The 13,698-nt window shown below is 67.4% G+C and carries 12 protein-coding genes; 5 read left to right on the top strand and 7 right to left on the bottom strand.

Annotation, left to right across the window (positions count from 1 at the left end):
- Positions 1 to 12: 12 nt before the first annotated feature.
- Entirely contained in the window at positions 13 to 1,203 is a 1,191-nt protein-coding gene (locus ACO1P8_RS09715) for an efflux RND transporter periplasmic adaptor subunit (RefSeq protein ID WP_486295684.1), read from the bottom strand.
- A gap of 212 nt (positions 1,204 to 1,415) precedes the next feature.
- Between ACO1P8_RS09715 and ACO1P8_RS09720 the strand changes: the two genes are divergently transcribed.
- On the top strand, positions 1,416 to 2,303 hold the full coding sequence (locus ACO1P8_RS09720; protein ID WP_486295694.1) for a LysR family transcriptional regulator: 888 nt from the start codon (positions 1,416 to 1,418) through the stop codon (positions 2,301 to 2,303).
- Positions 2,304 to 2,648: 345 nt separating this feature from the next.
- Here the strand turns inward: ACO1P8_RS09720 and mdeB are convergent, their stop codons facing one another.
- The gene (gene mdeB / locus ACO1P8_RS09725) at positions 2,649 to 5,309 is read right to left on the bottom strand and encodes an alpha-ketoglutarate dehydrogenase (protein ID WP_486295695.1); all 2,661 of its coding nucleotides are present in this window, start codon (positions 5,307 to 5,309) and stop codon (positions 2,649 to 2,651) included.
- Positions 5,310 to 5,586: 277 nt separating this feature from the next.
- Here mdeB and ACO1P8_RS09730 point away from each other — a divergent pair, with 277 nt between their 5' ends.
- On the top strand, positions 5,587 to 6,069 hold the full coding sequence (locus ACO1P8_RS09730; RefSeq protein WP_486295685.1) for an Lrp/AsnC family transcriptional regulator: 483 nt from the start codon (positions 5,587 to 5,589) through the stop codon (positions 6,067 to 6,069).
- Between the two features lie 21 nt (positions 6,070 to 6,090).
- Here ACO1P8_RS09730 and ACO1P8_RS09735 read toward each other — a convergent pair whose 3' ends face one another.
- Positions 6,091 to 6,822 (bottom strand): pseudouridine synthase, encoded by a 732-nt coding sequence (locus ACO1P8_RS09735; RefSeq protein WP_486295686.1) that lies wholly within the window; start codon positions 6,820 to 6,822, stop codon positions 6,091 to 6,093.
- A 116-nt stretch (positions 6,823 to 6,938) separates the two neighbouring features.
- Here ACO1P8_RS09735 and ACO1P8_RS09740 point away from each other — a divergent pair, with 116 nt between their 5' ends.
- On the top strand, positions 6,939 to 7,598 hold the full coding sequence (locus ACO1P8_RS09740) for a chorismate--pyruvate lyase family protein (RefSeq protein WP_486295687.1): 660 nt from the start codon (positions 6,939 to 6,941) through the stop codon (positions 7,596 to 7,598).
- A gap of 36 nt (positions 7,599 to 7,634) precedes the next feature.
- Here the strand turns inward: ACO1P8_RS09740 and ACO1P8_RS09745 are convergent, their stop codons facing one another.
- A complete protein-coding gene (locus ACO1P8_RS09745; RefSeq protein ID WP_486295688.1) occupies positions 7,635 to 8,108 on the bottom strand; it encodes a hypothetical protein in 474 nt (157 codons plus the stop codon).
- Positions 8,109 to 8,269: 161 nt separating this feature from the next.
- Complete coding sequence (locus ACO1P8_RS09750) at positions 8,270 to 8,809, bottom strand: YaeQ family protein (RefSeq protein WP_486295689.1); 540 nt, start codon at positions 8,807 to 8,809, stop codon at positions 8,270 to 8,272.
- An 87-nt stretch (positions 8,810 to 8,896) separates the two neighbouring features.
- Between ACO1P8_RS09750 and ACO1P8_RS09755 the strand changes: the two genes are divergently transcribed.
- A complete protein-coding gene (locus tag ACO1P8_RS09755; protein WP_486295690.1) occupies positions 8,897 to 9,868 on the top strand; it encodes a LysR substrate-binding domain-containing protein in 972 nt (323 codons plus the stop codon).
- Between the two features lie 84 nt (positions 9,869 to 9,952).
- The gene (locus ACO1P8_RS09760) at positions 9,953 to 11,197 is read left to right on the top strand and encodes an MFS transporter (RefSeq protein ID WP_486295691.1); all 1,245 of its coding nucleotides are present in this window, start codon (positions 9,953 to 9,955) and stop codon (positions 11,195 to 11,197) included.
- A gap of 22 nt (positions 11,198 to 11,219) precedes the next feature.
- Here the strand turns inward: ACO1P8_RS09760 and ACO1P8_RS09765 are convergent, their stop codons facing one another.
- Both ACO1P8_RS09765 and ACO1P8_RS09770 read right to left on the bottom strand, forming a co-directional pair.
- Positions 11,220 to 13,097, bottom strand: a complete 1,878-nt coding sequence (locus ACO1P8_RS09765) for a dipeptide ABC transporter ATP-binding protein (protein ID WP_486295696.1) — start codon at positions 13,095 to 13,097, stop codon at positions 11,220 to 11,222.
- Between the two features lie 14 nt (positions 13,098 to 13,111).
- On the bottom strand, positions 13,112 to 13,698 hold a 587-nt coding region (locus ACO1P8_RS09770), incomplete at its 5' end, for an ABC transporter permease (protein WP_486295692.1).

Below are 13,698 nucleotides of genomic sequence, written 5' to 3' on the forward strand. Positions count from 1 at the left end.
TCCTTCCCGGCCTTATTGCGCCGGGGTGGCCGGGGCCGCCGCGGTGGTCGCCGGCTGCACGGCGACCTCATGCGGCGCCACCTCCATGCCGGGGCGTATCGTCTGCAGACCCTCTACCACCACCTTGTCGCCGGCCTTCAGGCCGCTGGTGACGAGCCAGTCCGAACCGATGGCGCGATCCGTGGTCAGGTCGCGGACCTGGATCTTGCCCTGCTCGTCCACCACGTAGGCGATGGGCGTGCCGCGCTGGTTGCGCGAAACGCCGCGCTGCGGCACCAGCAACCCCTGGGTGGCGACGCCGTCCACCAGCTTGGCGCGCACGAACATGCCGGGCAGCAGCCGGTGCTCGGGATTCGGGAAGACCGCGCGCAGCGAGACCGAGCCGGTGCTCTGGTCCACCGTCACCTCGGAAAACTGCAGCTTGCCGTCGTGGTTGTACTGCGTGCCGTCTTCCAGCGTCAGCGTGACCTGGCCCGCCTGCTCGCCGGCTGCGCGCTTGATCTGCCCCTTGGCCAGTTCGTCCTGCAGGCGCAGCAATTGCACGCTGGATTGCACGACGTCCACGTAGATCGGATCGATCTGCTGGACCGCGGCCAGGGCGGTGGTCTGGTTGGCGGTAACCAACGCGCCTTCCGTGACGGCGGAACGACCGATGATGCCCTCAATGGGCGACAGTACCTTGGTATAGACCAGGTTGATGCGCGCGGTATCGACCGCCGCCTTGGCGGACAGTACGTCGGCCTTGGCCTGGTCGCGCGCGGCAACGGCGTCGTCATAGGTCTGGCGGCTGATCGCGCGGGTTTCCGTCAGCGGCTTGTAGCGTTCGGCCAGCAGGGTCGCGGTCTTGACCTGGGCTTCGGCGCGGGCCAGCGCGGCGCGCTGGCTATCCAGCGTGGCCTGGTACAAGGCCGGATCGATCTGGTAAAGCTGCTGTCCCGCCTTGACCGTGCCGCCCTCGACGAACAGCCGCTTGAGCACGATACCGTTGACCTGCGGCCGAACCTCGGCCACCCGGAACGGCGCGGTCCGGCCCGGCAATTCAGTCGTCAGCGATACGGGCTGCGTCTTGAGCGTAACCACCCCGACGGTCGGCTTGGCGGGGGCAGCGGCCGCGTTGTCCTTCTTTCCGCAGGCGGCCAGCGTGAACGCGAGCAAACCGATAGCGGCCACCGCGGCCACGCGCCCGGCAGTCTTCTTATTCATACGGTGCATTTCCTGATTCCAACTAGAGCCGGCCGGCGAACACCGACCGTCGTCACCATCACGACAACATGCGGGGCCCGATGGGCGCGACGCGTTGCTGCATTGCAAAAGCCCAGATTTTGCACTATTCCATCCGCGTAACAAAGACCACGTTTGGGAAAACATAGTTCCATTGATGAGACAATAACGTCATGACAAAACGCCTGCTCACTATGGAGCTGTTTGTCGAGGTCGCGCGCGCCAAAAGTTTCAGCCGCGCGGCCTTGACGCTAGGCATGCCCAAGTCCACGCTGTCGCGCCAGGTGGCGGAACTCGAAAGCTCCCTGGGCGTGCAATTGCTCAGCCGCACTACCCGCAAGGTCGAACTGACCGACGCGGGGTCGCGCTACTTCGAGCGCTGCCAGCACATCGTCGCCGAAGCGCGGGTCGCCGACGAGGAAATCCAGGGATTGGCCAGCACCCTGGCCGGCCCGCTGCGGGTCAATATGCCCGTGGATTTCGGCACGGATTTTCTTGCCGAGTCCCTGATGGCGTTTTCCCGCCGCTATCCGGACGTCACTTTTCACCTGGACATGGCAGCGCCCGAACATGCCGGCAAGGTCTTCCAATCGTGCGACGTGGCCATCGAAATCGGCGCATTGCACTCGGCCACCCGCATCGCGCGCCAGCTCGGATCGATCTCGGCCTACCTGTATGCAGCGCCGGCGTACCTGGCGGCATCCGGCGTGCCACGCCATCCGGATGACCTGGCCGGGCATGAATGCATGGAGTTCCGCGCGACGCCCGGTAGCCGCATTACCCCGTGGCCGCTGCACCGGAACGGCGAGCATATCGAGTTTCATCCGGGAAAACGATTCTCGCTGAACTCTGCCGGCATGATACGGCGTCTGGCCACGCTGGGCGCCGGGATCGCGGTGCTGAGCGACGTCAGCGCCTCACAGGAAGTGGCCGCGGGCCGCTTGCAGCGCGTGCTGCCGGATTGGGAGGTCGGACCTTTCCCGGTGTACGCGGTAACCGAAACCCGTCTGCTGCCCGTCAAGACCCGCATTCTCGTGGAGTTCCTGACCGAGCGGCTGCACCGCGAGTGGTCTAGAAGTTGAGGGCTCCCCCCCGAAGCGCTATGCGCTTCCCCCCAGGGGGCGACGCTGCGGACCGGCGAAGCCGTGGAGATGTCCCCCCCGAAGCGCTGCGCGCTTCCCCCAGGGGGCGACGCTGCGGACCGGCGAAGCCGGATCCGCGCGTCCCGGGTCGGAGGCATCTGTGTTCTTGACGCGTCCCGGGTCGGATGCACACCTGTGTTCTTGGCGCGGCCTGGGTCGGGTGCATTTGTATGGTTGTGTAGGACTGTGGAGCAACGGTGAAGGCAGTGGATCGTTCGTTCCGGGGCGCGACGAGGTGTTGGGCGCCTTGAAGGGGCGCGGATTGGTGGGCGTTGGCGGCGTGGGTCAGCGTTCCCAGGGCGGAACGGCGCGGTGGTTGTCGACCAGGCGCGCGCGCAGCGTGCGGGCGGCGTCGGCGTGGCCCAGCAAGTCCAGGGCGGTCAATACCTGCCAGTCCGCACTGACCTCGAAGAAATCGCGCAGGCGGGCGCGGGTATCGCTGCGGCCGAAGCCGTCCGTGCCCAGCGTCCTGTAGGGCGCGCCGACCCAGGCGCGTATCTGTTCGGGCACGGCGCGCACGTAGTCGCTGGCCGCCACCACGGGCAGCGGGGTCGTGCCCCACTGCCTCTCGATCCACGAAGGCGCGGCATCGCCGCCGAGCAGGCGCGCGCGCTCCACGGCGCGCGCCTCGCGGGCCAGCTCCGAGAAACTCGTGGCGCTCCAGACCTCGGCGGCGATGCCGTATTCGTCCCGCAGGCGGCACGCGGCCACGGCCGCTTCGGCCACGATGGCACCCGCGGCAACGAGGCGGATGACCGGCGTACCGTCGGCCGCATGCATGCGATACATCCCCCGCAGGATGCCTTCGCGAGCCGACGGATCGGCCGGCATATCGGGCTGCGGCAGGTTCTCGTTGGTGACCGTCAGGTAGTAGAACTCGTCACGTTGCTCGCCCAGCATGCGCCGCAGGCCGGCTTCGACGATGACCGCGACTTCATACGCATAGGCAGGGTCGTAGGCGCGGCAGTTGGGAATGGTCGCCGCCACGATGTGGCTGCTGCCATCCTGGTGTTGCAGCCCTTCCCCGCCCAGCGTCGTGCGCCCGGACGTGGCGCCGACCAGGAAGCCCCGGGTCCGCTGGTCGGCAGCCGCCCAGATCAGGTCGCCGACGCGCTGGAAACCGAACATCGAGTAATAGATGTAGAACGGCAGCATGGGCAGGCCGTTGACGGAATAGCTGGTGCCGGCCGCGATCCACGACGACAAGGCGCCGGCTTCGGTGATGCCCTCTTCCAGGATCTGCCCGTCGCGCACCTCGCGGTAATGCAGCACGGAACCGATGTCCTCCGGCTCGTACAGCTGCCCTTGCGAGGAATAGATCCCGACCTGCCGGAACAGGTTCGCCATGCCGAAGGTGCGGGCCTCGTCCGCCACGATGGGCACGATGCGCGCGCCGATGCCAGGGTCTTTCAGCAAGGCAGTCAGCATGCGGACGATGGCCATGGTGCTGGACATCTCCTTGCCGCCCGGGGCCAGCGCGAAGGCGCCCCACTGTTCGACGCGCGGCGTATCCAGCGCCGGCGCCGTGGCTCGGCGGCGTGGCACGCAGCCGCCCAATGCCGCGCGGCGTGCGCGCAGGTAGCGCATTTCCGCGCTATCCTCGGCCGGCCGGTAAAAGGCCAGGGCGGCGCAATCGGCATCGCCGATCGGCAGCGCGAAGCGATCGCGAAACGCCAGCAAGGCCTCGACGTCCAGCTTCTTCTGCTGGTGCGTCGTCATCCTGCCCTGGCCCGCCTCGCCCATGCCATAGCCCTTTTTCGTTTGCGCCAGGATCACGGTGGGCTGCCCCGCATGCCGCACCGCGCGATGATAGGCCGCATGGATCTTGAAGATATCGTGGCCGCCGCGGCTCAGCCTATCGATCGCCTCGTCCGACCAATCGGCCACCAGTGAGGCAAGCGCAGGGTCGCGGCCGAAGAACTGGCGCCGGTTGTAGGCACCGTCCTTGGCGGCGAACGTCTGGAATTGGCCGTCGACGGTATGCGCGAAAGCACGTGCCAGGGCGCCGGAGGTATCGCGCTGCAGCAGGGGATCCCAATCGCCGCCCCACAGCAGCTTGATGACGTTCCATCCCGCGCCCGCATACAGCGTTTCCAGCTCGTCGATGATGCGGCCGTTGCCGCGCACCGGCCCGTCCAGGCGCTGCAGGTTGCAGTTGACGACGAAGACCAGGTTATCCAACCGCTCGCGCGCGGCCAGCGTCAGCGCGGCAACCGATTCGGGTTCGTCCATTTCGCCGTCGCCGAAGATGCCCCACACCTTGCGGTCGGATGGGGCGGCAAGGCCGCGGTTCTCCAGATAGCGCATGAAGCGCGCCTGGTAGATCGCATTGATCGGGCCGATGCCCATGGACCCGGTCGGGAACTGCCAGAAATCCGGCATCAGCCAGGGATGCGGGTACGAAGACAGCCCCCGCAGGCCATGTTCGGCGGCGGTGATTTCCCGGCGGAAATGCGCCAGGTCCGCTTCGCCCAGAAAACCCTCCAGAAAGGCGCGCGCATACACGCCGGGCGCGGAATGCGGCTGCATGTAGACCAGGTCCCCGCCGTGGCCGGCGGCGGGCGCGCGCCAGAAATGGTTGAAGCCGACCTCGAACAGATCCGCGGCCGATGCATAGCTGGCGATGTGCCCGCCCAGCTCGCCGTGCGCCTGGTTGGCCCGCACCACCATGGCCAGCGCGTTCCAGCGATTGATGGACGCGATGCGTTCCTCGATGCGCAGGTCGCCGGGGAACGGCGGTTCCTGCCCGGCCGGAATGGTATTCAGATAGGCCGAAGCAACCGGACCATGGCCACGCACGCCCAGCCGCGCGGCGTGCGCCAGCAACGCTTCCAGCACGAAGGCCGCGCGGCCCGGCCCCTCGGCCGCGACCAGCGACGCCAGCGCATCGCGCCATTCGGCGGTTTCCTGGGGATCGATGTCCTGGGCGGCACCTTCCGCAGCCATCGCGGGCGCGGGCATTCCCATCCCGACGGCGGGCATTCCGCTCAAGACCGCCGGGCCGGTAGTCGACGCGTCCCGTCCCTGCTCGAGGGCACTGCGGGACTGCACGGTATCGGTATCGAACATGGGGCTCTCCAGGATGGCGTCGGGGCGCGCGGGCATAGGCCAGCCGCTGACGCTCATCCTAGGCCTCACCGGCCGGCATAGGCGTTTGAAATATCCATTTATAAACGGTTGATACGGCATAAAATGCTGCTATCTGCATCCCGCAAGGCACGCCATGCCGACCTCGCCCCTGGACACCATAGACCGCCGCATTCTGGAAGTGCTGCAGACCGACGCGAACATCACCAACGTGGAGCTGGCGCGCCGCGTGCATTTGTCGCCTTCCCCCTGCCTGGCCCGCGTGAAAGCGCTGGAAACCGCCGGCGTGATCCGCCGCTACGTCGCCCTGGCCGACCCGCTGATGCTGGGGCTGAGCCTGAACGTATTCATCCAGGTCAGCCTGGAAAAGCAGGTCGAAGCGGAACTCGAACGCTTCCAGCAGGCGATGGCGGCCTATCCGGAAGTCATGGAGTGCTATCTGATGACGGGCGACGCCGATTACCTGCTGCGTGTCGTGGTTCCCGATATGCGGGGGCTGGAGCGCTTCATCGTCAGCCACCTGTCGCGGATTCCCGGGGTCAAGAACATCCGCTCCGGCTTCGCGCTGAAGCAGGTCAAGTACCAGACCGCGCTGCCGCTGCCCGAATCCGGCCCCTGACGCGGCAGCCGGGCACGGCGCCTAGAACCGCTCGTCCGGACGCAGATAACGCCATTGGCCCGGTTTCAGGTCGCCCAGCATCACACGGCCGATACGCACCCGCTTCAGCCCCACCACCTTCAGCCCGACGAGTTCGCACATGCGGCGGATCTGCCGCTTCTTGCCTTCCTTCAGGATGAAGCGCAACTGGTCGTCGTTCTGCCAGGCCACCTTGGCGGGGCGCAGCGCCTTGCCGTCCAGCGACAGGCCGTGATTGAGCAGCGCCAGCCCGCGGTCGTCCAGGCGTCCCTGGACGCGCACCAGGTATTCCTTTTCGATGCTGGAATCCTCGCCGATCAGCTGCTTGGCGATGCGGCCGTCCTGTGTCAGCACCAGCAGGCCGGTGGAATCGATATCGAGCCGTCCCGCCACCGCGAGGCCGCGCAGATGGGCGCGGTCGAAGCGCACTGGGGAACGATCGTTGGCCGCACGGGAACGGGCATCGATCAGGGCGGCCGCGGGCTGGTAGCCGTCTTCGGCCTGCCCGGAGACATAGCCCATGGGCTTGTGGATGAGGATGGTGACGCGCTCGCGCTGCTGCGCCTGTGCCGCGCGCTCCAGCGTAATGGTCTGGCCGGGATACGCCTTGGCGCCGAGTTCGGACACCACTTCGCCGTCCACGCGCACCCAGCCGCGCTCGATATAGCTGTCGGCCTCGCGCCGGGAACACAGGCCGCGTTCCGACATGAGCTTGGAGATACGTACTTTTTCCATGGCGCGCGTCGAGAAAGCCGACATTCTAGCGGCTTTGGCCCACCCGGCCGCCATGCGCAGGCCCGCTGCCCGCGTTCTCCATCGCGTACCGCGCACTTGCGGGATAATACGTCGCCATGAAAATGCTCCATCCCGGCAGCCTAGGCTGGATGCCCCTGCCCCCGCCCTCCTGCACCGTCACCCAGAAATTCTGGCTTTTCCGTCCCGGCGCCCTGACCGCCGGCCTGCGTCAACTGGGCGAATTCCGCCTGCGTGTGCTGGCCGAATATGCTCAGGCCGCACCGGTCGACGAAGCGCGCGCCATGCGGCTGCGTCCGGGATCGCCGGTCTGGGTCCGCGAAGTCCTGATGTCCGTCGATGGCGTGGATGGCGTGGTCGCCCGCAGCCTGACGCCGCTGGCCGCGTCGCGCGGCACCTGGCAAGGCATGCGCCGGCTGCGCAGCCGGCCTTTGGCCGATATGCTGTACCACGATCGCACCGTGTCGCGGTCGGCATTCGAATGCCGGCGGCTGGCGGCCGGCGTACCCTTCTACGCCACCGCGCGCACGGTCGTGGCCGAGGCGCCGGGACCATGGAATCGTGGCGACGGCAAGGTGGTGGATATCCGCCACGCCCTGCATGGCCGCAACGCGACGAACAGCCGCGACGCCGTCAATCGGGATGCGCGCATACTCGCGCGCCGGTCGGTGTTCTGGCGCCATGGCCAGCCCCTGCTGGTGGCCGAGGGATTCCTGGCGACGTTCTGGCAAAAGGCCGGCCATCGCCAGCCGGCGTGAACCGGCCAGTTGACAGGTCGCTTGACCCGGCCGGCCTCAGATCGCGACGGCCGGCTCGTTCTTGTGCGCGGCGACCTGCTTCTGCGATTCAGCGTTGTCCTTCAGCCGCTGCGCGATCTGTTCCGCCACCTTCGCCTTGTCTTCCGGCGACATCGCGTCGTACTGTTCCTTGCTGATGCCCATGCTGGCCAGCATCATATAGAACATGCGCTTGCCCAGCGGCATGGACAGGTAGTCGGACAGCTGGTCGGCCGCTTGGGATTTGGCCGCGGGACTGCCGGCGGGTGCGCCATGCGCGGCCGCCCAGCGGGCGGGATCGGCCATGCCGTGGCGTGCCGATTCTCCCGACGATGCAGACGTGGCGCCAGGGCCGGCCTGGCCGCTGGCAGCCTGGCCGAGGATATCGCCGAACTCCGAGCCGGAGCCATTCGCATTCGCCGCGGCCTGTCGATGCGCATCCAGCGGATTCGCTGCAGTATTTCCCGCGCCGAGCACTCCGATATCGCTCATTCCCATCTCCTCATGGCGGTCGACGGCGTGGAGCCGATCCCTACGGATGGCTGCCGTCGGCATGCTGTGCAATGGCCAGGATCATAGCCGCGCGCGACAGCGCCCCAAGGCGTGGAAAAAAGGAAGATATCCCGGCTATTTCGGGCACTGCCCGGCCACGACTATTCGCGCCAGGTCTCCGGCACGACGACGACGCTGCCGGCGTCCGACGTGACGAAGATTTCGCCGTCCTGCACGTTCAGGTCCAGCGACATGGTGCGCTCGGCCAGCGCGCCCAAGGCCTGCGCTTCCTGCGCAGGCAGATTGATCACTTTCAGGTTGCGCGCTCGCGCGACGCGGTCGCGCACGCCTTCCCACCATATCTGGCTGGCATGGCCGCCGTAGCAATAAATCAGCACCTGTTCCGCCCGGCCGCAGGCCTTCAGGATGCGGCGTTCGTCGGGCTGGCCGACTTCGATCCACAGTTCGATGGCGCCGGTCAGGTCCTTGCGCCATACGTCGGGCTCGTCGGTTTCGCTCAAGCCTTTCGTGAAAGCCAGCGCCTCGTCGGCGTTCAGCGCATAGGCCAGGATGCGCACCATCATGCGCTCGTCGGTCTCCGACGGATGCCGGGCCACGGTGACGGCATGGCTGCCGTAATAGCGGCGGTCGTTATCCGCTACATTCAGGTCGGCCTTGTAGATTGTCGCGCGTAATGCCATGGGTGTTCGTCGTCGCCGCCAAAGCCAGGCATCATACCGCCATGAAGCGGCTCCCGCTTTTCCTGCATCGTTCGCATCCGTCCCGCCATGCCATTGCGTCTTCCGCCTTTGTCACCGCTACGCTTCTTCGAAGCCGCCGGGCGGCTGCAGAGCTTCAGGCTTGCCGCCGCCGAACTGAAGGTCACGCCCAGCGCCGTCAGCCACGGCATCGCCGGCCTGGAGGAATACCTGGGGGTACAGCTCTTCGACCGCGGCCCGCGCGGTCTCTCGCTGACACCGGCCGGCGCGGATTACCTGGCCTACGTCTCCGAGGCCCTCGCGGTGCTCGCGGTGGGCACGCGGCGGCTGCCGGCGCCAGGCGCCAGGCCAGGCTTGTCCCTGACGTGCGCGCCCACGTTCGCTTCGCGCTGGCTGGTGCCGCGCCTCGCGGCGTTCCGCGCGCGCTGGCCCGATGTCGACGTGTCGCTGGATACCTCGCCGCGCCAGGCAGGCTTTCCCGCCGATGGCTTCGATTTCGCCATACGCATGAGCCGCACCGCGGCGGCCGGCCCGGCGTGGACGCGGCTTTTCGCCGAGCGCCTGGTACCGCTGTGCAGTCCGGCCTACCGGGATAGCCTGCGCGGGCCCGGCGGCGACGCCGATCTGCGGCGAGCCGTCCTGATCCACGTCCCCGCGGCCAGCGAGGAATGGCCGGACTGGTTGCAGGCCACGGGGCTCGAAAACATGGAGCCCGCCGGCACAATGCGGGTCGACCGGCTGGATCTGGCCTTCGAGGCGGCGGTGGCGGGCCTGGGCGTGGCGCTGGGCAGGCGGCCGCTCGTGGATGACGATATCGCGGCCGGTACGCTGGTGCCGGCAGGTCCTGCCATCGATGCCGAAACGGCCTATTGGCTGGTCGCGCGCGATGGCGCCGACCAGGAGCCCGCGCTGGCGGGCTTTCGACTATGGCTGCTCGACGAGATGTCCGCGTATTCCGGGAAGCCCGGGGCCTGCGACAGCCCGGACACGCCTACGCCTTGCACCGGTGCGGATGCCGGGGCCAAACGACGGCACGGATGAATTCCCTTCATCGGCCGGCGAGATTTTTTCGGTTGCGGCAGGCAAGGCTCCTCGCCATGATGGGCGCCGAGGAGAGCCATCGCCATGCAAGCCGCCCACCGATCATCCACCCCGTCCCGCCATGCCGCGCTATTCACCATCGCCGCAGGCGCGCTTATCCTGAGCGCAGCAATGGGCACGCGGCAGACTTTCGGCCTGTTCATCGGGCCGTTTTCCTACGATCGCGGCCTGCCCATCACGCTGGTCGCGCTGGCGATCGCCATGCACAACCTGGTGTGGGGCTTCGCGCAACCCATCGCCGGCGCCGTGGCGGACCGTCACGGCGCTGCCCGCGTGGTGGCATTCGGCAGCGTGGTGATGGCCGCCGGCTTGGCCTTGTCCGCCATGGCGCCGTCGGGCCCCTGGCTGATGGTGGGCATGGGCTTGCTGGTCGGCATCGGTATCAGCTGCACGGCCTTCGGCGTGGTATTGCCCGCCGTCGGCCGCATCGCTTCCCCGGAAAAGCGCAGCGTGGCGTTGGGATGGGTAAGCGCGGGCGGATCCCTGGGGCAGGTGTTGATGGTGCCTCTGGCCCAGGCAGTGCGGGAATGGTCGGGACTGTCGATGGCGCTATACGCGCTGGCGTTCCTGATGCTGCTGGCCGCGCCGCTGGGCATCGTGCTTGACCGGCGTCCCGGCGCAGGGCCGATGCCATCGGGGACGCCGGCCCCGCCCTTGCGCAAGGTCGTGGCGCTGGCGACGCGTCATCGCGGCTACCAGCTTCTGACCCTGGGCTTTTTCACCTGCGGCTTCCAGCTTGCCTTCATCGCGACGCACCTGCCGCAGTATCTGTTCCTGTGCCATATGCCGGTGGGCCTGGGCGCCACCGCGCTGGCCCTGATCGGCCTGTTCAACATGGTGGGCAACTGGGCCTGCGGCTGGCTGGGCGGACGCTATCGCCAGCACCACGTGCTGGGCTGGCTGTACCTGGTGCGCGGCGCGGCCATCCTGGCGTTTTTCCTGTTGCCCAAAAGCACCGTATCGGTGGTGTGTTTCGCCGCGGTCATGGGATTGACCTGGCTGGGGACGGTGCCGTTGACCAGCGGGCTGGTCGCCAAGGTATTCGGCACGCGTCACCTGGGCACGCTCTTCGGCATCTGCTTCCTGAGCCACCAGCTGGGGTCCTTCCTGGGCGCGTGGCTGGGTGGCCTGGTCTTCGACCTGACGGGATCCTACGCGCTGCTGTGGCAATTGACCGCCGCCGCCGGCGTCTTCGCGGCCCTGCTGCACTTTCCGATCGACGACAAAACGGTGGCCGAAGCGCCCGCCGCCGCCATGGCCCGCGCCTAGCGGACGCGGGCCGGGCCGCGGACTACGACGCCATCGCCGGATACGCGCCGATCGCATGCCGGGCCACGAAGTGGCCGCTGGACACTTCGACCAGCGGCGCGACCACCGGCTCGTCGCCGACCTTGCGCACCGGGCTGGGGATCTCGTCCACCAGCAGCGAACGCTGCCGGTGCCGGCGCTGCGGGTCGGCGATGGGTACCGCCGCCATCAGCTTCCTGGTGTACGGGTGCTGAGGGTTTTCGAAGATCGCCCGGCGCGGGCCGATCTCGACGATCTGGCCCAGGTACATCACCGCCACGCGATGACTGACGCGTTCGACTACCGCCATGTCGTGGGAGATGAACAGGAAGGACACGCCCAGCTCGCGCTGCAGGTCCAGCAGCAGATTGACGATCTGCGCCTGGATCGACACATCCAGCGCCGACACCGATTCGTCCGCGATCACCACCTTGGGGTTGAGCGCCAGCGCCCGCGCGATGCAGACGCGCTGCCGCTGTCCGCCGGAAAACTCGTGCGGGTAGCGGCCGATCATCTCCGGCACCAGGCCACACTTGTCCATCAGCCAGCGCACGCGTTCCTGCGCCTGCGAGCCCTTGGCGACCCCATGGATCAGCAGCGGTTCCATGATGGAATCGCCCACCGTCATGCGCGGATCCAGCGACCCGAAGGGATCCTGGAAGATGAACTGGATGTGCCGCCGCAGGGTCTGCATCGCCGCGCCGCGCAGCGCGCCGATATTGCGTCCGTCGAACTCGATCGTGCCGCCCTGGCTGTGCACCAGCTGCAGCAGCGAACGCCCGGTAGTGGTCTTGCCGCATCCCGATTCGCCCACCAGCGACAAGGTTTCGCCGGGATAGAGATCGAAGCTGACCTTCTCCACCGCATGCACGCGCCGTTGCACACGCCCCAGGATTCCGCCGGCGATGTCGTAGCGCGTGACCAGGTCGCGCACCTTCAGCACCGGCCCGTTTTCCCGGCGCACGGTGCTTTCCGTGACGCGGACATCGGGCGCCGGTTGGGTCTGCCCGTGCTGCGCATCGCTTACGGTCAGCAAGGGAAACGGCGCCGGTTCGTCGGTGCCATGCATGGCACCCAGGCGCGGCACCGCCGACAGCAGCGCGCGCGTGTAGGCATGGCGCGGCTCGGCGAAGACCTCGTCGGAGCCGCCCTCTTCCACCTTGTCGCCGCGGTACATCACGAGCACGCGGTCGGCGACTTCGGCCACCACGCCCATGTCGTGCGTGATGAAGATCACGCCCATGTTCATTTCTTCCTGCAGCTGGCGGATCAGTTGCAGGATCTGCGCCTGGATGGTCACGTCCAGCGCCGTGGTCGGCTCGTCGGCGATCAGCAATTGCGGCTTGCACGATAGCGCCATGGCGATCATGACGCGTTGGCGCATGCCCCCGGACAGCTGGTGCGGATAGCGGTCCAGCACCGATTTGGCTTCCGGAATGCGGACCCGTTCCAGCATGCGCAGCGTTTCCGCGCGCGCGCCCGCGGCGTCCAGCCCCTGATGCAGCCGCAAGGCTTCGGCGATCTGCACCCCTGCCGTAAAGCTGGGGTTCAGCGACGTCATCGGTTCCTGGAAGATCATGGCCACATCGGCGCCGCGCACGCGTTGCAGCGTGCCCTCGTCGGCGGCCGTCATGTCCAGCACATCGCCGCCGCGGCGACGCAGGCGAATCGAACCGTTGACGATTTTGCCGCCGCCGTACTCGACCAGGCGCATCAGCGCCAGCGACGTCACCGACTTGCCGGATCCGGACTCGCCGACGATGGCCAGCGTTTCGCCGCGATCGACGTGGAAAGACACATTGCGCACGGCTTCGACGGTGCGGTCGTGCGTCTTGAAGCGCACGGTCAGGTCGTTGACGTCAACGACGCGGTTGGGTTCCATCGCTTCCATTGCGCTTACTTCTCCTGGCGCGGATCGAGGGCGTCGCGCAAACCGTCGCCCAGCAGGTTGAAACCGAGTACCGCCAGGAAAATGGCGGAACCCGGGAAAATCGACATCCACGGTGCCTGCGTCATGAAATTCTTGGCCGTATTCAGCATGGAACCCCAGGACGGATTGGGCGGCTGCAGGCCCAGGCCCAGGAAGGACAGGCTGGCCTCGGCGATGATCGCCGTGGCGATGGTGATCGTGGCCTGGACGATCAGCGGCGGCATGATGTTGGGCAGGATATGCCGCAGGATGATGCGGGTATCCGACGCGCCCAGGGCCCTGGCGCTGGCGACGTAGTCCTCGTTCTTGACCGCCAGCACCTGGCCGCGCGCCAGCCGTACGAACTTGGGCGCGGCCGAGACCCCGATGGCGATCATGGCATTGATCAGGCTGGGTCCCAGGAAGGCCGCCAGCGCGATCGCCAGGATCAGGAAGGGTATCGCCAGCAGCGCTTCGGTAACGCGGGAAATCGAACTATCCACCCAGCCGCCGAAGTAGCCGGACAACAGGCCGAACGGCACGCCGACGATCATGGCGATGATGACGGACGCCA

The organism is Bordetella sp., from assembly GCF_057362025.1.